General features: G+C 68.4%; 29 protein-coding genes. 2 read left to right on the top strand and 27 right to left on the bottom strand.

Annotated elements, in window-relative coordinates:
* The 27 genes from rpmD to CG736_RS17635 all read right to left on the bottom strand — a co-directional run bounded on the left by rpmD (position 1) and on the right by CG736_RS17635 (position 16,395).
* Positions 1 to 183 carry a 50S ribosomal protein L30 gene (gene rpmD, locus CG736_RS17765; protein ID WP_014136270.1) on the bottom strand — a complete coding sequence of 61 codons (183 nt, stop codon included), beginning with the start codon at positions 181 to 183 and terminating at the stop codon, positions 1 to 3.
* A complete protein-coding gene (gene rpsE / locus CG736_RS17760) occupies positions 183 to 803 on the bottom strand; it encodes a 30S ribosomal protein S5 (protein ID WP_043914567.1) in 621 nt (206 codons plus the stop codon). The genes rpmD and rpsE overlap by 1 nt, the downstream gene beginning before the upstream one ends.
* 48 nt (positions 804 to 851) lie before the next feature.
* Positions 852 to 1,235, bottom strand: a complete 384-nt coding sequence (gene rplR / locus CG736_RS17755) for a 50S ribosomal protein L18 (RefSeq protein WP_035863513.1) — start codon at positions 1,233 to 1,235, stop codon at positions 852 to 854.
* 3 nt (positions 1,236 to 1,238) lie between these two features.
* A complete protein-coding gene (gene rplF / locus CG736_RS17750; protein WP_100587179.1) occupies positions 1,239 to 1,778 on the bottom strand; it encodes a 50S ribosomal protein L6 in 540 nt (179 codons plus the stop codon).
* Positions 1,779 to 1,800: 22 nt separating this feature from the next.
* Positions 1,801 to 2,208: a 30S ribosomal protein S8 gene (gene rpsH / locus CG736_RS17745; RefSeq protein ID WP_043914570.1), complete on the bottom strand. Its 408-nt coding sequence runs from the start codon at positions 2,206 to 2,208 to the stop codon at positions 1,801 to 1,803.
* A 265-nt stretch (positions 2,209 to 2,473) separates the two neighbouring features.
* Positions 2,474 to 2,659 carry a type Z 30S ribosomal protein S14 gene (locus CG736_RS17740; RefSeq protein ID WP_008747480.1) on the bottom strand — a complete coding sequence of 62 codons (186 nt, stop codon included), beginning with the start codon at positions 2,657 to 2,659 and terminating at the stop codon, positions 2,474 to 2,476.
* Between the two features lie 3 nt (positions 2,660 to 2,662).
* Positions 2,663 to 3,232, bottom strand: a complete 570-nt coding sequence (gene rplE, locus CG736_RS17735) for a 50S ribosomal protein L5 (RefSeq protein ID WP_073807936.1) — start codon at positions 3,230 to 3,232, stop codon at positions 2,663 to 2,665.
* Complete coding sequence (gene rplX / locus CG736_RS17730) at positions 3,232 to 3,543, bottom strand: 50S ribosomal protein L24 (RefSeq protein WP_035872243.1); 312 nt, start codon at positions 3,541 to 3,543, stop codon at positions 3,232 to 3,234. Before rplX ends, rplE begins: the two co-directional genes overlap by 1 nt.
* 15 nt (positions 3,544 to 3,558) lie before the next feature.
* Positions 3,559 to 3,930, bottom strand: a complete 372-nt coding sequence (gene rplN / locus CG736_RS17725; protein WP_030300391.1) for a 50S ribosomal protein L14 — start codon at positions 3,928 to 3,930, stop codon at positions 3,559 to 3,561.
* Between the two features lie 102 nt (positions 3,931 to 4,032).
* Positions 4,033 to 4,305, bottom strand: coding sequence for a 30S ribosomal protein S17 (rpsQ, locus tag CG736_RS17720; RefSeq protein WP_014136278.1), 273 nt, complete (start codon positions 4,303 to 4,305; stop codon positions 4,033 to 4,035).
* Positions 4,305 to 4,529: a 50S ribosomal protein L29 gene (gene rpmC / locus CG736_RS17715; protein WP_014136279.1), complete on the bottom strand. Its 225-nt coding sequence runs from the start codon at positions 4,527 to 4,529 to the stop codon at positions 4,305 to 4,307. Before rpmC ends, rpsQ begins: the two co-directional genes overlap by 1 nt.
* A complete protein-coding gene (gene rplP, locus CG736_RS17710; RefSeq protein WP_030457415.1) occupies positions 4,529 to 4,948 on the bottom strand; it encodes a 50S ribosomal protein L16 in 420 nt (139 codons plus the stop codon). Before rplP ends, rpmC begins: the two co-directional genes overlap by 1 nt.
* Before the next feature lie 5 nt (positions 4,949 to 4,953).
* Positions 4,954 to 5,796, bottom strand: coding sequence for a 30S ribosomal protein S3 (rpsC, locus tag CG736_RS17705; protein ID WP_100587178.1), 843 nt, complete (start codon positions 5,794 to 5,796; stop codon positions 4,954 to 4,956).
* Entirely contained in the window at positions 5,796 to 6,143 is a 348-nt protein-coding gene (rplV, locus tag CG736_RS17700) for a 50S ribosomal protein L22 (protein ID WP_014136282.1), read from the bottom strand. The genes rpsC and rplV overlap by 1 nt, the downstream gene beginning before the upstream one ends.
* A 59-nt stretch (positions 6,144 to 6,202) precedes the next feature.
* Positions 6,203 to 6,484 (bottom strand): 30S ribosomal protein S19, encoded by a 282-nt coding sequence (gene rpsS / locus CG736_RS17695; protein ID WP_043914586.1) that lies wholly within the window; start codon positions 6,482 to 6,484, stop codon positions 6,203 to 6,205.
* Positions 6,485 to 6,495: 11 nt separating this feature from the next.
* The gene (gene rplB, locus CG736_RS17690) at positions 6,496 to 7,332 is read right to left on the bottom strand and encodes a 50S ribosomal protein L2 (RefSeq protein WP_043914588.1); all 837 of its coding nucleotides are present in this window, start codon (positions 7,330 to 7,332) and stop codon (positions 6,496 to 6,498) included.
* 44 nt (positions 7,333 to 7,376) lie between these two features.
* Positions 7,377 to 7,694: a 50S ribosomal protein L23 gene (gene rplW, locus CG736_RS17685; protein WP_100587177.1), complete on the bottom strand. Its 318-nt coding sequence runs from the start codon at positions 7,692 to 7,694 to the stop codon at positions 7,377 to 7,379.
* Positions 7,694 to 8,371: a 50S ribosomal protein L4 gene (gene rplD / locus CG736_RS17680; protein WP_100587176.1), complete on the bottom strand. Its 678-nt coding sequence runs from the start codon at positions 8,369 to 8,371 to the stop codon at positions 7,694 to 7,696. The genes rplW and rplD overlap by 1 nt, the downstream gene beginning before the upstream one ends.
* 5 nt (positions 8,372 to 8,376) lie before the next feature.
* Complete coding sequence (gene rplC, locus CG736_RS17675; protein ID WP_100587175.1) at positions 8,377 to 9,024, bottom strand: 50S ribosomal protein L3; 648 nt, start codon at positions 9,022 to 9,024, stop codon at positions 8,377 to 8,379.
* Positions 9,025 to 9,038: 14 nt separating this feature from the next.
* Positions 9,039 to 9,347: a 30S ribosomal protein S10 gene (gene rpsJ / locus CG736_RS17670; RefSeq protein WP_012785157.1), complete on the bottom strand. Its 309-nt coding sequence runs from the start codon at positions 9,345 to 9,347 to the stop codon at positions 9,039 to 9,041.
* Between the two features lie 394 nt (positions 9,348 to 9,741).
* The gene (locus CG736_RS17665) at positions 9,742 to 10,455 is read right to left on the bottom strand and encodes a hypothetical protein (protein WP_100587174.1); all 714 of its coding nucleotides are present in this window, start codon (positions 10,453 to 10,455) and stop codon (positions 9,742 to 9,744) included.
* The gene (locus CG736_RS17660; RefSeq protein WP_100587173.1) at positions 10,452 to 10,955 is read right to left on the bottom strand and encodes a SigE family RNA polymerase sigma factor; all 504 of its coding nucleotides are present in this window, start codon (positions 10,953 to 10,955) and stop codon (positions 10,452 to 10,454) included. The genes CG736_RS17665 and CG736_RS17660 overlap by 4 nt, the downstream gene beginning before the upstream one ends.
* Positions 10,956 to 11,134: 179 nt before the next feature.
* On the bottom strand, positions 11,135 to 12,328 hold the full coding sequence (gene tuf, locus CG736_RS17655) for an elongation factor Tu (protein ID WP_030457430.1): 1,194 nt from the start codon (positions 12,326 to 12,328) through the stop codon (positions 11,135 to 11,137).
* A 201-nt stretch (positions 12,329 to 12,529) separates the two neighbouring features.
* Positions 12,530 to 14,635 carry an elongation factor G gene (gene fusA, locus CG736_RS17650; RefSeq protein WP_100587172.1) on the bottom strand — a complete coding sequence of 702 codons (2,106 nt, stop codon included), beginning with the start codon at positions 14,633 to 14,635 and terminating at the stop codon, positions 12,530 to 12,532.
* A gap of 39 nt (positions 14,636 to 14,674) precedes the next feature.
* A complete protein-coding gene (gene rpsG / locus CG736_RS17645; protein WP_030457432.1) occupies positions 14,675 to 15,145 on the bottom strand; it encodes a 30S ribosomal protein S7 in 471 nt (156 codons plus the stop codon).
* 2 nt (positions 15,146 to 15,147) lie between these two features.
* Positions 15,148 to 15,519 (bottom strand): 30S ribosomal protein S12, encoded by a 372-nt coding sequence (rpsL, locus tag CG736_RS17640; protein ID WP_014144289.1) that lies wholly within the window; start codon positions 15,517 to 15,519, stop codon positions 15,148 to 15,150.
* Positions 15,520 to 15,837: 318 nt separating this feature from the next.
* Positions 15,838 to 16,395, bottom strand: a complete 558-nt coding sequence (locus tag CG736_RS17635; RefSeq protein ID WP_369880214.1) for a DUF1707 and DUF4190 domain-containing protein — start codon at positions 16,393 to 16,395, stop codon at positions 15,838 to 15,840.
* 230 nt (positions 16,396 to 16,625) lie between these two features.
* Between CG736_RS17635 and CG736_RS17630 the strand changes: the two genes are divergently transcribed.
* The gene (locus CG736_RS17630) at positions 16,626 to 17,405 is read left to right on the top strand and encodes an ABC transporter ATP-binding protein (protein ID WP_100587171.1); all 780 of its coding nucleotides are present in this window, start codon (positions 16,626 to 16,628) and stop codon (positions 17,403 to 17,405) included.
* The gene (locus tag CG736_RS17625; RefSeq protein WP_100587170.1) at positions 17,402 to 19,042 is read left to right on the top strand and encodes a transporter; all 1,641 of its coding nucleotides are present in this window, start codon (positions 17,402 to 17,404) and stop codon (positions 19,040 to 19,042) included. Before CG736_RS17630 ends, CG736_RS17625 begins: the two co-directional genes overlap by 4 nt.
* Positions 19,043 to 19,057: the final 15 nt, after the last annotated feature.

The following is a 19,057-nucleotide window of genomic DNA, read 5'->3' as shown; positions in this document are numbered from 1 at the left end:
TCAGTCCACCTCCTCGACCGTGACGAGGTGACGAACGGTGTGGACCATGCCGCGGATCTCCGGGCGGTCCTCCTTCACCACGGTGTCGTTCAGCCGCTTCAGGCCGAGCGAACGAAGGGTGTCACGGTGGTTCTGCTTGCTACCGATGTACGACTTGGTCTGGGTGACCTTCAGGCGAGCCATCAGGCGCTCACCCCAGCCGCACGGGCCCGGAGCAGCGCGGCCGGGGCCACGTCCTCCAGGGGCAGGCCACGGCGGGCGGCGATCTCCTCGGGGCGCACGAGGCCCTTCAGAGCGGCCACGGTGGCGTGCACGATGTTGATCGCGTTGTCCGAGCCGAGCGACTTCGACAGGATGTCGTGGACGCCGGCGCACTCCAGGACGGCACGCACCGGGCCACCGGCGATAACACCGGTACCGGGGGACGCCGGCTTCAGCAGCACGACGCCGGCGGCCTTCTCACCCTGGATGGGGTGCGGGATGGTGCCCTGGATACGGGGGACCTTGAAGAAGTTCTTCTTGGCCTCCTCAACGCCCTTGGCGATGGCGGCCGGAACCTCCTTCGCCTTGCCGTAACCGACACCCACGGTGCCGTCACCGTCGCCCACCACGACCAGCGCGGTGAAGCTGAAACGACGACCACCCTTGACAACCTTGGCAACACGGTTGATCGCGACGACGCGCTCGACGTAAGCAGTCTTCTCGGCGACCGGGGCGCCGCCCCGCTCGTCACGCTTACGGTCGCGCCGCTCGCCACCCGTGCCGCGACCGGCGCCGCCTTCGCGGCGCTGGGGTCCAGCCATTGGAATTACCTCTCTCGTTTACGTCCGCCGACAGAGTCGACGAGCGGCTTAGAAGTCGAGCCCGGCCTCGCGAGCCGCGTCCGCCAGAGCGGCGATGCGGCCGGCGTACCGGTTGCCCGCGCGGTCGAAGACGACCGACTCGACGCCGGCAGCCTTGGCGCGCTCGGCGACCAGGCTTCCGACCTTCTTGGCCAGCTCGGTCTTGTCGCCCTCGGTGCCCTTGATGGACACGTCGAGGGTGGACGCCGACGCCAGGGTGTGACCCTTGGCGTCGTCGATGACCTGGGCGACCATGTGGCGGTTCGAACGCGTCACGACGAGGCGCGGACGCACCTCGGTGCCGACGACGCGCTTGCGAACGCGAATGGCGCGGCGCTTGCGGGCGGCGTTCTTGTAGGCGTTGCCCTTGCCGATCTTGACAGAGACGCTCATCGCTTACTTACCACTCTTTCCGACCTTGCGGCGGATGACCTCGCCCGCGTACTTGACGCCCTTGGCCTTGTACGGGTCGGGCTTGCGCAGCTTGCGGATCTTCGCGGCGACCTCGCCGACCTTCTGCTTGTCGGTGCCGTCCACGTGGAACTTGGTGGGCGAGTCGACGACGAAGGAAATGCCCTCCGGGGCCTCGACCAGGATCGGGTGGCTGTAGCCCAGCGCGAACTCCATGTTGGAGCCCTTCGCCGTGACTCGGTAGCCGACACCGCTGATCTCCAGCGACTTGCGGTAGCCCGCGGTCACGCCGGTGATCATGTTCGCCACCAGCGTGCGCGACAGGCCGTGCAGGGCCTTCGACTGACGCTCGTCGTTCGGGCGGGTGACGACCAGAGAGCCGTCCTCGCCCTTGCCGATTTCGATCGGCGCGGCGACGACGTGGGTGAGGGTGCCCTTGGGACCCTTCACCGTGACCGTCTGGCCGTCGATGGTGACGTCCACACCAGCGGGAACCTGGATGGGCAGCCGTCCAATGCGCGACATTGCTGTACCTCCGTTTCCCGAATTACCAGACGTAGGCGAGAACTTCTCCGCCTACGCCCTTCTTGGCGGCCTGCTTGTCGGTCAGGAGGCCGGAGGACGTGGAGATGATCGCCACGCCCAGGCCGCCGAGCACCTTCGGCAGGTTGGTGGACTTTGCGTAAACACGCAGACCCGGCTTGCTGATGCGCTTGATGCCGGCGATGGAGCGCTCACGGTTCGGACCGAACTTGAGCTCGATGGTCAGCTTCTTGCCGACCTCGTTCTCGGTGGGGTCCTCAACCTTGTAGGAGGAGATGTAACCCTCCTGCTGCAGGATCTCGGCGACGTGCGCCTTGATCTTGCTCGACGGCATCACGACGGAGTCGTGGTACGCCGAGTTGGCGTTACGCAGACGAGTGAGCATGTCTGCGATCGGGTCGGTCATGGTCATGGTGGCCTCAGGCCTCTCTCGCCGTGGTTTCTCCGCACCAGGTCCCCCTCCGCGCACTCGTGAAAGAGTGCGAAAGGGGCACAAGCGCAGGGGACCTACGACGTAGTAAGACTGGGTTGCGCGAGCCCTCCTCGGAGAGCCGCAGACTGCCCGGACAGGGCGCTGCGGCAGGGGCCCGACCCCACAACCTTACGGGATCCGCTTCCGGAACCCAAAAGCCGGGGTCGGGCACACTGCTTCGCTGGTCAGAACAGCTGGTAAGTGATTACCAGGAGCTCTTGGTCACGCCCGGCAGCTCGCCGCGGTGCGCCATCTCACGGAGGCACACGCGGCACAGGCCGAACTTGCGGTACACCGAGTGCGGACGGCCGCAGCGCTGGCACCGGGTGTACGCCCGGACGCCGAACTTCGGCTTGCGCTCGGACTTAGCGATCAGGGCCTTCTTCGCCATGGCTCACGCCTCCTTGAACGGGAAGCCCAGAGCGCGCAGGAGCGCCCGGCCCTCATCGTCGGTCTGAGCGGTGGTCACGACGGTGATGTCCATACCGCGCTGACGGTCGACCTTGTCCTGGTCGATCTCGTGGAACATGACCTGCTCGGTCAGACCGAAGGTGTAGTTGCCACGGCCGTCGAACTGCTTCGGGGAGAGGCCGCGGAAGTCACGGATACGCGGCAGAGCCAGCGACACCAGACGGTCCACGAACTCCCACATGCGGTCACCACGGAGGGTGACGTGGGCACCGATCGGCTGACCCTCGCGCAGCTTGAACTGCGCGATGGACTTGCGGGCCTTGGTGACGGCCGGCTTCTGACCGGTGATCGCGGTCAGGTCCTTGATGGCACCCTCGATCAGCTTGCTGTCACGGGCAGCCTCGCCGACGCCCATGTTGACCACGACCTTGACCAGGCCGGGGATCAGCATGACGTTCTCGTACGAGAACTCCTCGTGCAGCTGGCCCTTGACCTCGGAGAGGTACTTCTCCTTGAGGCGGGGGGCCACCTTCTCAACAGTCGTCTCAGACATCAGATGTCCTCACCCGTCCGCTTGGCAACGCGGATCTTGTTGCCCTGGTCGTCGAAGCGGTAGCCGACGCGGGTAACGACCTTCTTGCCGTCCTTCTCCACGACCAGCTGGACGTTGGAGACGTGCACCGGGGCCTCGACGGTCACGATGCCACCCTGGGTACCGGGACCCGGCTTGGTGTGCTTCTTGACCCGGTTGACACCCTCGACCAGGACCTTGTTGTCAGCCGGCATGGCCTGAATGACCTTGCCCTGCTTGCCCTTGTCCTTGCCGGTGATGACCTGGACCAGGTCACCCTTCTTGATCTTCATGCTGTTCGCCATGGGTTAGAGCACCTCCGGCGCCAGCGAGATGATCTTCATGAACTTCTTGTCGCGCAGCTCGCGGCCCACCGGGCCGAAGATGCGGGTACCGCGGGGGTCGCCATCGGTGTTCTTGAGAACGACAGCGGCGTTCTCGTCGAAACGGATGTACGAGCCGTCCGGACGGCGGCGCTCCTTGACGGTGCGAACGACGACGCACTTCACGACGTCGCCCTTCTTCACCGAACCGCCGGGGATCGCGTCCTTGACGGTGGCGACGATGACGTCGCCGATACCGGCGTAGCGGCGACCGGAGCCACCGAGAACGCGGATGCAGAGAATTTCCTTCGCACCCGTGTTGTCGGCGACGCGCAGTCGCGACTCCTGCTGGATCACAGCATTCTCCTGATCGTCAACAAGTGTTGACGGGCCGGCCGCTGCTCACACCCGCGCCCCTGGGGGCCTGGTGCACATACGGCCGTACCGCGAACAACCTTGTTACTTGGCCTTCTCGAGGATCTCGACGACGCGCCAGCGCTTCGTCGCGGACAGCGGCCGGGTCTCCATCAGGAGGACACGGTCGCCGACACCGCACGCGTTCTGCTCGTCGTGCGCCTTCAGCTTGTTGGTACGGCGGATGACCTTGCCGTACAGCGCGTGCTTGACGCGGTCCTCGACGGCGACGACGACGGTCTTGTCCATCTTGTCGCTGACGACGAGACCCTCACGGGTCTTGCGGAAACCGCGCGTCTCGTTGGTGTTCTCAGTCATCAGGCGTTCTCCACCGTCTCGATGCCCAGCTCGCGCTCGCGCATCAGGGTGTAGATCCGCGCGATGTCCTTACGGACCAGCCGGAGCCGTCCGTGGTTGTCGAGCTGCCCGGTCGCCGCCTGGAAGCGGAGGTTGAACAGCTCCTCCTTGGCCTCACGGAGCTTGGCAACGAGGCCCTCGTTGTCCAGCTCGCGAAGCTCAGCAGCCTTGGTAGCGGCCGACATCAGCTCTCACCGTCCTCGCGCCGAACGATCCGGCACTTCATCGGAAGCTTGTGCGCGGCACGCGTGAGCGCCTCGCGGGCAATCTTCTCGTTCGGGTACGACAGTTCGAACATGACCCGACCCGGGTGCACGTTCGCGATCCACCACTCCGGCGAACCCTTACCGGAACCCATGCGGGTTTCGGCCGGCTTCTTGGTGAGCGGGCGGTCCGGGTAGATGTTGATCCAGACCTTGCCGCCACGACGGATGTGACGGGTGATCGCGATACGAGCGGACTCGATCTGACGGTTCGTCACGTAGGCCGGGGTCACGGCCTGGATGCCGAACTGGCCGAACGCCAGCTCGGTGCCACCCTTGGCAGCGCCACGGCGCTTCGGGTGGTGCTGCTTGCGGTGCTTGACCCGACGGGGGATCAGCATGAGGGTCAGGCCTCCGTTCCGGTGTTCTCAGCGGCGGCCGGAGCCTCCACCGCGGCAGCCGGGGCCTGGGCCTCGGAAGCAGCGGCGGCGGGACGACGGCCGCGGCCACCGCGCTCGCCACCACGGCCACCGCGCTCGCCACCGCGAGCGGGACGACCGCCCTCGGGACGGGCCGGGCGGTTGCCGGAGCGGGCAGCGGCGTTCTCAGCGCGGACCTCGGCGATGTTCTTGACGTCGCCCTTGTAGATCCAGACCTTCACGCCGATGCGGCCGAAGGTGGTCTTGGCCTCGAAGAAGCCGTAGTCGACGTTCGCGCGCAGGGTGTGCAGCGGCACACGGCCCTCGCGGTAGAACTCCGAACGGCTCATCTCGGCGCCGCCGAGACGACCGGAGCACTGGACCTTGATGCCCTTGGCGCCGGCCTTCATGGTCGACTGCATGCTCTTACGCATGGCGCGACGGAAGGAGACGCGGGAGGACAGCTGCTCCGCGACGCCCTGCGCAACGAGCTGGGCGTCCATCTCGGGGTTGCGGACCTCGAGGATGTTCAGCTGGACCTGCTTGCCGGTCAGCTTCTCCAGCTTGCCGCGGATCTTGTCGGCCTCCGTGCCACGGCGGCCGATCACGATGCCCGGGCGGGCGGTGTGGATGTCCACGCGGACCCGGTCACGGGTGCGCTCGATCTCAACCTTCGAGATGCCGGCGCGCTCCATGCCCTGCGTCATGAGACGCCGGATGGCGACGTCTTCCTTGACGTAGTCCTTGTACAGCTTGTCGGCGTACCAGCGGGACTTGAAGTCCGTGCTGATGCCGAGGCGGAACCCGTGCGGGTTAACCTTCTGGCCCATTACCGGGTCCCTTCCTTGCTGCTGACGACCACGGTGATGTGGCTGGTCCGCTTGCGGATCCGGTAGGCACGGCCCTGGGCACGCGGACGGAACCGCTTCAGGGTCGGACCCTCGTCAACGTACGCCTCGGAGATGTAGAGGTCGTCCACGTTGGAGTGGTTGTAGTTGTGCGCGGCGTTGGCGATGGCGCTGTTCAGCACCTTGCCGACCGGCACGGTGGCAGCCTGCGGAGCGAAACGCAGGACCGCCTGGGCCTCCGTGGCCGGCAGGCCACGGATGAGGTCCACCACGCGGCGGGCCTTCATGGGCGTGACGCGGATGTACCGCGCCTGGGCCCTGGCTTCCATGGTTGTCCCCTTAATGGAGTAAGTCACTTTGTCGTTCTGGCGCTACAGCTCGGAAGCGATTAGCGACGCTTCGACTTGCGGTCTTCCTTCACGTGCCCCTTGAAGGTGCGCGTGGGAGCGAACTCGCCGAGCTTGTGGCCGACCATCGACTCGGTGACGAACACCGGGACGTGCTTGCGGCCATCGTGAACCGCGATCGTGTGGCCGAGCATGGCCGGGGAGATCACGGAACGACGGGACCAGGTCTTGATGACGTTCTGCGTGCCCGCCTCGTTCTGCACGTCCACCTTCTTCTGAAGGTGGCCGTCGATGAAGGGGCCCTTCTTGAGACTGCGCGGCATCTGACCTGCTCCTAGCGCTTCTTGTTGGTCTTGCGGCGGCGCACGATGAGCTTGTCCGACGCCTTGTTCGGGCGACGGGTGCGGCCCTCGGGCTTGCCCCACGGCGAGACCGGGTGGCGACCACCGGAGGTCTTACCCTCACCACCACCGTGCGGGTGGTCGATCGGGTTCATGGCCACACCACGCACGGTCGGGCGGACGCCCTTCCAGCGCATACGGCCGGCCTTGCCCCAGTTGATGTTCGACTGCTCGGCGTTGCCGACCTCGCCGACGGTCGCGCGGCAGCGCGCGTCCACCAGGCGGATCTCACCGGAGGGCATGCGCAGGTGCGCCATGCGACCCTCACGGGCGAGCAGCTGAATGCCGGAACCCGCGGAACGGGCCAGCTTGGCGCCACCGCCGGGACGGAGCTCCACCGCGTGAATGGTGGTACCGACCGGGATGTTGCGGAGCGGCAGGTTGTTGCCCGGCTTGATGTCGGCGCCAGCGCCGTTCTCGATCCGGTCACCCTGCGCAACGCCACGGGGGGCGATGATGTAGCGCTTCTCGCCGTCCGCGTAGTGCAGGAGCGCGATGCGCGCGGTGCGGTTGGGGTCGTACTCGATGTGAGCGACCTTGGCCGGCACGCCGTCCTTGTCGTGACGACGGAAGTCGATCAGACGGTAGGCGCGCTTGTGACCGCCACCCTGGTGGCGAGCAGTGACACGACCGGCGTTGTTACGGCCGCCCTTGCTGTGCAGCGGGCGAACCAGCGACTTCTCCGGCGTGGACCGCGTGATTTCGACGAAGTCGGCCACGCTGGAGCCACGACGGCCCGGCGTAGTCGGCTTGTACTTGCGGATACCCATTTCTGTCCTCGTCCTTTACGACGATCGCAGTCCCTGACGTGGCGTCAGGAGACCGGACCACCGAAGATGTCGATGCGGTTGCCCTCGGCCAGCGTCACGATCGCACGCTTGGTGTCCTTGCGCTTGCCGAAGCCCGTCTTGGAGCGCTTGCGCTTGCCCTGGCGGTTCAGCGTGTTCACGGCCTCGACCTTGACCGAGAAGACCGACTCGACGGCCTGCTTGATCTGGGTCTTGTTGGCACCCGGCGCCACGACGAACGTGTACTTGTTCTCGTCGAGGAGCGAGTAGCTCTTCTCCGAGATGACCGGCTTGATCAGGACGTCACGGGGGTCCGTGAACGTCTTGGAGGTGATCTCGCTCATCAGGCGGCAGTCCCTTCGAGCTCGCCCTCAGCAGCAACGGCCTTGGCGGACGCGGCCGGACCGGCCACGAAACGCTCGAAGGCGGCCTGGGTGAAGACCACATCGTCGGAGACGAGCACGTCGTAGGTGTTCAGCTGGCCGGCGTCCAGGATGTGCACGTTCGCCAGGTTGCGAGCGGACAGGATGCCCAGCTCGTCCTCGCGCTCGACCACCAGGAGGAGGTTCTTGCGCTCGGAGATCTTGCCGAACAGGGCCTTGGCGGCCTTGGTCGACGGCGCCTCGGTCGCGGTCACGCCGGTCACGACGTGGATGCGCTCGTGACGGGCCCGGTCGGTGAGCGCGCTGCGCAGGGCGGCGGCGATCATCTTCTTCGGGGTCCGCTGCGAGTAGTCACGCGGCACGGGACCGTGCACGACGCCACCACCGGCGAACTGCGGCGCGCGGGTCGAACCCTGGCGGGCGCGACCGGTGCCCTTCTGGCGGTACGGCTTCCTGCCGCCACCACGGACCTCGCCACGACGCTTGACCTTGTGAGTGCCCTGACGGGCCGCAGCGAGCTGCGCGACGACGACCTGGTGCATCAGCGGAACGCTGACCTTGGCGTCGAAGATCTCGGCGGGCAGCTCGAGGCTGCCGGCCTTGTCGCCGGCCGGCGACAGAATGTCAATGGTGCTCATATCCTTCACAGCCCCTTCGCCGCGGTGCGGACGAGGACGAGGCCGCCGTTCGGACCCGGGATCGCGCCCTTGATGAGCAGCAGACCCTTCTCCGCGTCGACCGCGTGCACGGTCAGGTTCTGGGTGGTCACGCGCTCGTGACCCATCCGACCCGCCATGCGCATGCCCTTGAACACACGACCCGGGGTGGCGCAGCCACCGATGGAGCCGGGCGAACGGTGCTTGCGCTGGGTGCCGTGACCGGCGCCGAGGCCCTTGAAGTTGTGACGCTTCATGACACCGGCGAAGCCCTTGCCCTTGGAGGTGCCGGTCACGTCGACCTTGACACCCGCCTCGAACAGCTCAGCGGTGATCTCCTGGCCCAGGGTGTACTCGGACGCGTCCGAGGTACGCAGCTCGACCAGGTGGCGGCGGGGGGTGACACCGGCCTTGGCGAAGTGGCCCTGGAGGGGCTTGTTCACCTTGCGGGGGTCGATCTCGCCGAAGCCGATCTGGACGGCGTCGTAGCCGGCCGGGCTGTCGGCGGTGTGGACCTGGGTCACGACATTGGGCCCAGCCTTGACGACGGTCACCGGAACAACCCGGTTGTTCTCGTCCCAGACCTGGGTCATGCCGAGCTTCTCGCCCAGGATGCCCTTCATCTGCTTAGCCATCTTCGGTGCGCCTCTCAGAGCTTGATCTCGATGTCGACGCCCGCCGGCAGGTCGAGACGCATCAGCGAGTCAACCGTCTTCGGCGTGGGGTCGAGGATGTCGATCAGACGCTTGTGAGTGCGCATCTCGAAGTGCTCGCGCGAGTCCTTGTACTTGTGCGGCGAGCGGATGACGCAGTAAACGTTCTTCTCAGTGGGCAGCGGCACCGGGCCCGCGACCTGCGCACCAGTGCGGATCACCGTCTCGACGATCTTCTTCGCCGAGGAGTCGATGACCTCGTGGTCGTAGGCCTTGAGCCGGATGCGGATCTTCTGTCCCGCCATGGCTACTCCGTAGTCCTTTGTGTCGTACGTCGCTACTCGGCCCCCTCCGACCCCCGCGCTCGGGCGTGTCGCACTCGCGCTTGCAAAAAACCGGCGAACACATCCGTCGGTTTCGAACTGCTGGGAGAGGTGAGCCGGGCTGATACCCCGCATACGCTTCCCGGAAGATTCCCGTACTTTCGCCCCGCAGCTGCCGCGGTGTCGCTTACACACCACTGCACCCACACACAGCACGTGGGCACATGAACGGCCATTCACGGGAACGACGAGTACATGGGACTCGCTTCCAGTCCTCCCGACGGGAGGCGCGCAGCATCGGTACTCAACCGAGCAACTCAGACATCCTGCCACAACGCGGGCCCGCGACGCCAATCAGTGGATCCTGCGACGCTCCTCACACGCCGCCGTCGCCGACCGCCGTCAGTTCGGGCCGCCGCACCAGGTCACGCAGCTGGTCGGCGGTCAGCGGCGGCGCGTCCATCGCCGGGCCGGGCGCCCGGGAGCCGCGGTAGCCGCTGATCGCGTCCACGAACAGCGCCCGCCCGCCCGGCAGCAGCAGGACCGCGTCCACGCTCCTCCCCCAGGCCAGCTCGACCCGGCCCTCGGGGTCCGGCCGCTGGTCGACCGTCAGCTCGTCCCGCCGCAGCACCGCCTGGAGCGTGCAGGAGCGCGCGGCGACGGTGGGCAGTTCGGGCGTGCAGCTCAGCGACGGGGAACTGGCGAGGCCGGTCTCGATCCGGATCACCCCGAGCCGGCCGTCCCGGCGGAGCCAGTAGACGCCGTCCAGCGGACCGCCGCGGTCGGCTCCCGGTCCGAGCACCGGGGCGGCCCGCTCGACCGTGCCGAGGCCGGCCGGCAGCAGCGCCTGCAGCCGCTGCGCCTGCTGCCGCTCCGGCCGGTCCGCGGCGCTCGGCCGGTCCGGCGGGCTCCAGCCCGGGACGATCACCGCCCCGACGGCCAGCAGGCCGGCCGCCGCCAGGCCCAGCGCGGTGCGGCGGCGACGGCGGATCCGGGCGGCGCGGGCGAACAGCGGCCGGTCGTCCGCGCCGGCGGGCGGCTCTGCCAGGGCCTGCTCCAGGAGCTGTCGGATCTGCGCGTGCCCGGTCATGGCCGGTCCCCCTGCAACTGGTCGATGTCCTGCGGGACGAGGGCGCGCAGCGCGGCCAGGCCGCGGGCCGAGTGGCTGCGGACGGTGCTCTCCGGCATGCCGAGCAGTTCCGCGGTGGCCGCGACGTCGAGGTCCTCCCAGTAGCGGAGCACCACCACCGCCCGCTGCTTCGGCCGGAGCCCGGCCAGGGCGGCCCGCACCGCGACGCCGAGCTCGGGCTCGGGGTGCGCCGCGGCGGGCTCGGGCAGCTCGCCGTAGGCCTGCTCGCGCCGCCAGAACCGGCGGCGGGCGGCGATGAAGGTGTTCAGCAGCGTCTGCCGGGCGTAGGCGTCGAGGTTGTCGATCCGCCGCAGCCGGCGCCGGCCGAGGATCACCTTGACCAGCGTCGCCTGGACCAGGTCGTCGGCCTCGTCGCGGTCGCCGCACAGCAGGTAGGCGCTGCGGAACAGCGCCGTCCGGCGGGCGGCGACGAACTCGTGCAGCACCTGGTCGGGATCCACCGGCGCCGTTCCCCCCTCTCCCGGACCGCCCCGGCGGGGCGGCTCCACCCCTTCCAGTGCGTCGGACCGCCGCCCGCGTTGCACCCGGCCGGGAGAAAAAGCGAGCGGGCCCGCTCCCCCAAAGGGGAGCGGGCCCGCTGCGTGAGCCTGTCCTGCGACAGCCCGGGTCAGAGCGTCAATTACTTGACGATCTTGGTGACCTGGCCGGCGCCGACGGTGCGGCCACCCTCACGGATGGCGAACTTCAGGCCCTCCTCCATGGCGACGGGCTGGATCAGCGCGACGGTCATGGCGGTGTTGTCGCCCGGCATGACCATCTCGGTGCCCTCGGGGAGGGTCACGACGCCGGTCACGTCCGTGGTACGGAAGTAGAACTGCGGGCGGTAGTTGTTGAAGAACGGGGTGTGACGGCCACCCTCGTCCTTCGACAGGATGTAGGCCTGGGCCTCGAAGTCGGTGTGCGGGGTGACCGAACCCGGCTTGATGATGACCTGGCCGCGCTCGACGTCCTCGCGCTTGATGCCACGGAGCAGCAGACCGACGTTCTCACCGGCCTGGCCCTCGTCGAGCAGCTTGCGGAACATCTCGATACCGGTGACCGTGGTGGTGGTCTTGGTGGTCTTGATGCCGATGATGTCGACGGTCTCGTTGACCTTGAGGATGCCACGCTCGATACGACCGGTGACGACGGTGCCACGACCGGTGATCGTGAAGACGTCCTCGATCGGCATCAGGAACGGCTGGTCGGTGAGGCGAGCCGGGGTCGGGATGGCCTCGTCGACCGCGTGCATCAGGCCGAGGAGCTTCTCGCCCCACTCCTTGTCGCCCTCCAGCGCCTTCAGCGCGGAGACGCGGACGACCGGCAGGTCGTCGCCCGGGAACTCGTACTCGGAGAGGAGCTCACGGACCTCGAGCTCGACGAGCTCCAGGATCTCCTCGTCGTCCACCATGTCGGCCTTGTTCAGGGCGACGACGATGTAGGGGACGCCGACCTGGCGGGCCAGGAGGACGTGCTCCTTGGTCTGCGGCATCGGGCCGTCGGTGGCGGCGACGACGAGGATCGCACCGTCCATCTGGGCCGCACCGGTGATCATGTTCTTGATGTAGTCCGCGTGACCCGGGCAGTCGACGTGGGCGTAGTGACGCGCCTCGGTCTGGTACTCGACGTGCGCGATGGAGATGGTGATACCGCGCTGACGCTCCTCCGGCGCCTTGTCGATCTGGTCGAACGGCGTGAAGGGGTTGATGTCCGGGTACGCGTCGTGCAGCACCTTGGTGATGGCCGCGGTCAGCGTGGTCTTACCGTGGTCGATGTGACCAATGGTGCCGATGTTGACGTGGGGCTTCGTCCGCTCGAACTTCGCCTTCGCCACTGCAGTCCTCCTGAGGACAGTTCTGTACGCCGTACGACGTCAGTTGGTCTGGATCGGGTTATTGGTACGGGGCGCTGGTTGCGCCCCATGCCGTCCCGCGGGTGGGGGTGCCGGAGGGCTCCCGGGCGGAACCCGGACGGGTGACGTCCGGGTGCCCTCCTTCTAGCCTAAAGGGTCTGATTCATCCCGATTACCGGGACGTCACTCGCCCTTGGCCTTGGCGATGATGTCGTCCGCCACGTTCCGCGGAACCTCGGCGTACGAGTCGAACTGCATCGAGTAGCTTGCGCGACCAGAGGTCTTGCTGCGCAGGTCACCGACGTAGCCGAACATCTCGGACAGCGGCACCAGCGCCTTGACGACGCGGGCGCCGTGACGCTCCTCCATGGCCCGGATCTGGCCACGGCGGGAGTTGATGTCGCCGATCACGTCGCCCATGTAGTCCTCGGGGGTGGTGACCTCGACGGCCATCATCGGCTCGAGCAGAGCCGGCGACGCCTTCTTGGCACCTTCCTTGAACGCCATGGAACCGGCGATCTTGAACGCGAGCTCGGACGAGTCGACGTCGTGCGACGCACCGTCGAGCAGGCTCACGCGAACGCCCTGGAGCGGGTAGCCGGCGAGCACGCCGAACTCCATGGCCTCCTGGCAACCGGCGTCGACCGAGGGGATGTACTCCCGCGGGACGCGGCCACCGGTGACCTTGTTGACGAACTCGTAGCCCTCGCCGGACTCGAGCGGCTCGATCGCGATCTGGATCTTCGCGAACTGGCCGGAGCCACCGGTCTGCTTCTTGTGCGTGTAGTCGATGCGCTCGACGGCCTTGCGGATCGTCTCGCGGTACGCGACCTGCGGCTTGCCGACGTTGGCCTCGACCTTGAACTCACGGCGCATACGGTCGACCAGCACCTCGAGGTGCAGCTCGCCCATACCCGCGATGATGGTCTGGCCGGTCTCTTCGTCCGTGTTGACCTGGAAGGACGGGTCCTCCTCGGCCAGGCGCTGGATGGCGACACCCAGCTTCTCCTGGTCGCCCTTGGACTTGGGCTCGATCGCGACGCGGATGACCGGGGCCGGGAAGTCCATGGACTCCAGGATGACCGGCTGCTTCTCGTCGGACAGCGTCTCACCGGTGGTGGTCTGCTTCAGGCCCATGACGGCGATGATGTCGCCGGCGCCCACCGAGTCGATCTCCTCACGCTTGTTCGCGTGCATGCGGTAGATCTTGCCGATGCGCTCCTTCTTGCCCTTGACGGAGTTCAGCACCGAGGTGCCGGACTCCAGGCGGCCGGAGTACACGCGGACGAAGGTGAGCTTGCCCAGGTGCGGGTCAGACATGATCTTGAACGCGAGGGCGGCGAGCGGCTCGTCGTCAGAGGCCTGACGGACGATCTTCTCCTCGTCGTTGCCCGGCTTCGTACCCTCGATGCCCTCGATGTCGAGCGGCGACGGCAGGTACTTCACGACCGCGTCGAGCAGGGGCTGGACGCCCTTGTTCTTGAACGCGGAGCCGCAGAAGATCGGGGTGAAGGACGAGTCCAGGGTGCCCTTGCGGATCGCGGCGATCAGCAGCTCCTCGGGGATGTCCTCGCCCTCCAGGGCGAGCTCCATCACCTCGTCGCTGATGTTCGACACGGTGTCGATCAGGGCCTCGCGGTACTCCGCCGCCTGCTCGGCCAGGTCGGCCGGGATCTCGACGGTGTCGTACATCTCGCCCTTGGGGGCGTCGGCCGAGTAGACCAGGGCCTTCATCTTCACCAGGTCGACGACGCCGGTGAAGTCGGCCTCGGCGCCGATCGGCAGCTGCATGACCAGCGGGGTGGCGCCGAGGCGGTCCACGATGGTCTGCACGCAGAAGAAGAAGTTGGCGCCCGTGCGGTCCAGCTTGTTGATGAAGCAGATGCGCGGGACGCCGTAGCGGTCAGCCTGCCGCCACACGGTCTCGGACTGGGGCTCGACACCGGCGACGCCGTCGAACACCGTCACGCCACCGTCGAGGACGCGCAGCGAGCGCTCCACCTCGACGGTGAAGTCGACGTGGCCCGGGGTGTCGATGATGTTGATCGTGTTCTCGACACCGTCGAGGGTCCAGTGGCAGGTCGTCGCGGCCGACGTGATGGTGATGCCGCGCTCCTGCTCCTGCTCCATCCAGTCCATGGTGGCAGCGCCATCGTGGACCTCACCGATCTTGTACGAGACACCGGTGTAGAACAGGATCCGCTCGGTGGTGGTGGTCTTGCCCGCGTCGATGTGCGCCATGATCCCGATGTTGCGGACCTTGGCGAGGTCAAGGGAGGTTGCAGCCATGGTGGCTCGTTCTCTCTCTGTCTAGTGACGGGGTTCGGACTACCAGCGGTAGTGCGCGAAGGCCTTGTTGGACTCGGCCATCTTGTGGGTGTCCTCGCGACGCTTCACGGAAGCGCCCAGACCGTTGCTGGCGTCGAGGATCTCGTTGAGCAGACGCTCGGTCATGGTCTTCTCGCGACGGGCGCGGGAGTAACCGACCAGCCAGCGCAGCGCCAGGGTGTTGGCGCGGCCCGGGCGGACCTCGACCGGCACCTGGTAGGTGGCGCCACCGACGCGGCGGGACTTGACCTCAAGGGTCGGCTTGACGTTCTCCAGCGCGCGCTTCAGCGCGACGACCGGGTCGGCGCCGGTCTTCTCACGGACGCCCTCGAGGGCGCCGTAGACGATCCGCTCGGCGGTGGAGCGCTTGCCGTGCAGCAGGATCTTGTTGACCAGCGAGGTCACCAGCGGGGAGCCGTAAACCGGGTCGATGATGACCGGGCGCTTCGGGGCGGGGCCCTTACGAGGCATTCTTACTTCTCCTTCTTGGCGCCGTAGCGGCTGCGAGCCTGCTTGCGGTTCTTGACACCCTGGGTGTCGAGGGAGCCGCGGATGATCTTGTAGCGGACACCAGGAAGGTCCTTCACACGGCCACCGCGGACCAGCACGATGGAGTGTTCCTGCAGGTTGTGGCCCTCGCCCGGGATGTAAGCGGTGACCTCGATCCCGCTGGTGAGGCGCACACGGGCGACCTTACGGAGAGCCGAGTTCGGCTTCTTCGGGGTGGTCGTGTACACACGCGTGCAGACGCCGCGGCGCTGGGGCGAACCCTTCAGTGCGGGCGTCTTGTTCTTCTCGACCTTGTCCTGCCGGCCCTTTCGGACCAGCTGCTGGATCGTAGGCACCGTTTCTCCGTTTTCTGTGTGCCAAGGCTTGGTGAAACTAACCTGCGGTGTGGCCCCCACTCTCCGACCCACGCGGTCGGGCGTGTTGGGCCTTCTTCGGGGGAAGAATCACGGAATCCCGAGCTGAGCTGCGGCTACGACACAGGCCGGGCGGGTGGAGTCTCCGCCACGGCGGCCGATCTGCTGGCACGCACAAGGACCCGGGCACACCCCAGGCACAAGGTCAGAGCGTACCTAGCGCACAGGCGGCGGTCAAAACAAATGGGGCGCGCCGGGGCGTCCGCCGCCCGGGCCCGCGCCGACCTGCCGAAACCCGGCTCAGTGCGGCGAGCCGCTGCCGGCCGCCACGACCACCAGGAGGAGGAACGCCACCCAACCGGCGAGTGAGAGCCAGCCGAACACCAGGCCGAAGATCGCCAGACCGTCGCCGTCCTCCCGGGTGCGGCGGATCTGCGAACGGGCGATGTGGCCGGTGATCACGGCGGGCACGCCGGTCAGGCCGAAGGTGAACAGGGTCAGGCCGCCGAGGATCGCCGAGGCCACCGCCAGGCCGTTGTTGCGCGGCGCGACGGGCAGCGGGGGCGGCTGCGGCAGGAAGGTCGCCGGGACGGCGGCGCCGAACGGGGCGACCACCGGTCCGGACGGCAGGTCGCCGACCAGGGAGGACAACTGGCCGTAGGTGGCGGCCTGGTGGGCGGAGGCCATCCGGTGCTCGTACTCGGCGGCGGTGAGCCGGCCCTCGGCGTAGGCGGCCTTCAGCACGTCCACGGTGCGCTCGCGGTCGGCGTGCGCGGCGCGCATCGCGGACTGCGGCGTCGTCGCCGGCTGCCAGGGCTGCTGCCCGTACGGCGCCGGTGTTCCCCACTGACCGGCCATCTCGGCCACCTCCCGTTCCCCGCACTGCGCGTGCGTTCCTCAGGATGCAGGACGAACGGGGCGTCCGGGTAGTTGCCGGGCTGCGGCGGGTGACGATCGGCCACCGGCCCCCAAGAGGCCAATACCGCCACATGGGGGATGGAAAGGTAAAGAAATGATCATAAGGTCGAGTGGCCCGGCCAGGACCGACAGGACCGACAGTGACCGACTCGACAAGGAGACCACCCGCCATGGAGGCGACCACCACGCCGCCCGCCGTCTCGATCCGCGACCTGTGGAAGCGCTTCGGAGCGCAGACCGCCGTCGCCGGACTGAACCTCGACCTGCCCGCCGGTTCGTTCATCGGACTGGTCGGCCCGAACGGCGCCGGCAAGACCACCACGCTGTCGATGGTCACCGGCCTGCTCCGCCCCGACCAGGGCACCGTGCTGGTGCACGGGGCCGACGTCTGGCAGGACCCGGTCGCGGTCAAGTCCCGGATCGGCATCCTGCCCGAGGGCCTGCGGATGTTCGAACGCCTCAGCGGGCGCGAACTGCTGCAGTACAACGGCCGGTTGCGCGGCCTGCCCGGCCCGGAGACCGACCGGCGCGCCGAGGAACTGCTCGCCGTGCTCGACCTGACCGGCTCCGCCGACAAGCTGGTCGCCGACTACTCCACCGGCATGCGCAAGAAGATCGGCCTGGCCGCGGCGCTGCTGCACAACCCCGACGTGCTGTTCCTGGACGAGCCGTTCGAGGGCGTCGACCCGGTGTCCGCGCAGACCATCCGCGGCGTGCTCACCCGGTACGCCGCCTCCGGCTCCACCGTGGTGTTCTCCAGCCACGTCATGGAACTCGTCGAGTCGCTGTGCGCCTGGGTCGCCGTGGTCAACGCCGGCCGGGTGGTCGCCGCCGGGCCGCTCGACCAGGTGCGCGGCGAGACCTCGCTGCACCAGGCGTTCCTCGGGCTGGTCGGCGTCCGCGAGGACGACGGGCAGGCGCTCGGCTGGCTCGGTGGGGGCCACCGGTGAACACCACGGCCGCTGCCGCAACCCCCGACATGTCCGCCGCGGACGACCGGGCCGTCGTCCGCGCGCTGGTCTCGCTCAAGCTCCGGCTGCTGCGCAACGGGCTGCGGCGCAGCCCCGGCCGGGCCGCCGGCTTCCTGGTCGGCACCAGCCTCGGCCTGCTGTTCGGCGTGTCCGCGGCCGTCGGAATGGTGGCGCTGCGCGGGCACGCGGGCGCCGCCGACGCCGCCGCGGTGCTGACCGCCGGACTGGCCGTCTCCTGGGCCGCCCTGCCGCTGTTCTTCTTCGCCGGCGACGAGAGCGCCGACCCGACCCGGCTCACCATGCTGCCGCTGCGCCCGCGGGCCCTGCTGCGCGGCACCCTGCTGGGCAGCCTGGTCGGCCCCGGCCCGCTGGTCGGCCTGCTGCTGCTGATCGGCGCCGCCGCGGCCGGCGGGCAGGGCGCGGCCTCCGCGGTCGTCGCGGTGCTCGCGGTGCCGCTCACCCTGCTGCTGCTGATCGCGCTGACCCGCTCGGTGGCCGCCGCCAACGCCCGGCTGCTGTCCAGCCGGCGCGGCAAGGACTTCGCGATCTTCGGCGGCCTGCTGTTCGCGCTGCTGATCCAGCTCGGCAACCTGGGCATGCAGAGCGGCTTCCAGGACCCCAAGGGCCTCGACCTGTCGGTGCTGCACCCGTACGCCGCGGTGGTGCGCTGGATCCCGCCGGTCTCCGCGATCGACGCGGTGCGCTCGGCCGGCGAGGGCGCCTACCTGGTCGCTGCGCTGCAACTCGCGCTCGCCGGCGGCCTGCTGGCCGTCCTGCTGCGCTGGTGGCTGCGCAGCCTGCAGGACCTGATGGTCTCCGGCGACGCCTCCACCCTGGTGGAGACCTCCTCGGTGCACTCCGGCAAGGGCTCCCGCTTCTGGCGGCTGCTGCCCGCCGGCCGGGCCGGCACGGTCGCCCAGCGGCACCTGCGCTACACCTGGCGCGAGCCCCGCGCGAAGGTCGCGCTCTTCACCGGCATCGGCATGACCTGCGTGATCGCGGCGCTGTCGGTGGTCCAGGGCTGGAGCTCGGTGTACGTGATCGCGATCGGCGCGCTGATGCTCGGTCTGCAGTCCGGCAACCTGTTCGGCATGGACGGCTCCGGGTTCTGGATGGTCGCCGCCACCCTGAGCACCCGTCGGGACGCCCGCGACGAGCTGCGCGGCCGGGTGTTCGCCGTCCTGCTGTCCGGCGTCGCCGTGCTGCTGCTGGTCGGACCGGTGCTCGCCGCCGTCACCGGCAAGTGGGCGGAACTCGCGCCCGCGCTCGGCCTGGCGCTCGCCGCGCTCGGCACCGGCGTCGGCCTGGGCTGCGTGACCAGCGTGTACGCCCCGTACGCGGTGCCCGCCGACGGCAACCCGATGCGCAGCGCCGCGCCCGGCCAGAACGGCGTGGTGATGCTCAACGCCTTCGGCTCGATGTTCGGCGTCACGCTGGGCTGCGCGCCGCTCGGCATCACGCTCGGCGTCCTGCTGATCTCCCACTCGCCGGTCTGGCCGGTGCTGCCGGCCGGTGTGCTGTACGGCGCGGGGATGGTCCTGCTGGGCGTCCGGATCGCGTCCGGCGGGCTGATCAAGCGGCTGCCGGAGATCCTCACCCGGGTGATCGAGCGCTGACGGACCCCCCGACCG

The sequence above is a fragment of the Kitasatospora sp. CB02891 genome (assembly GCF_002803145.1).
GTDB classification, from domain to species: Bacteria; Actinomycetota; Actinomycetes; order Streptomycetales; family Streptomycetaceae; genus Kitasatospora; species Kitasatospora griseola.
This window is presented reverse-complemented; position numbering and strand designations above follow the sequence as displayed.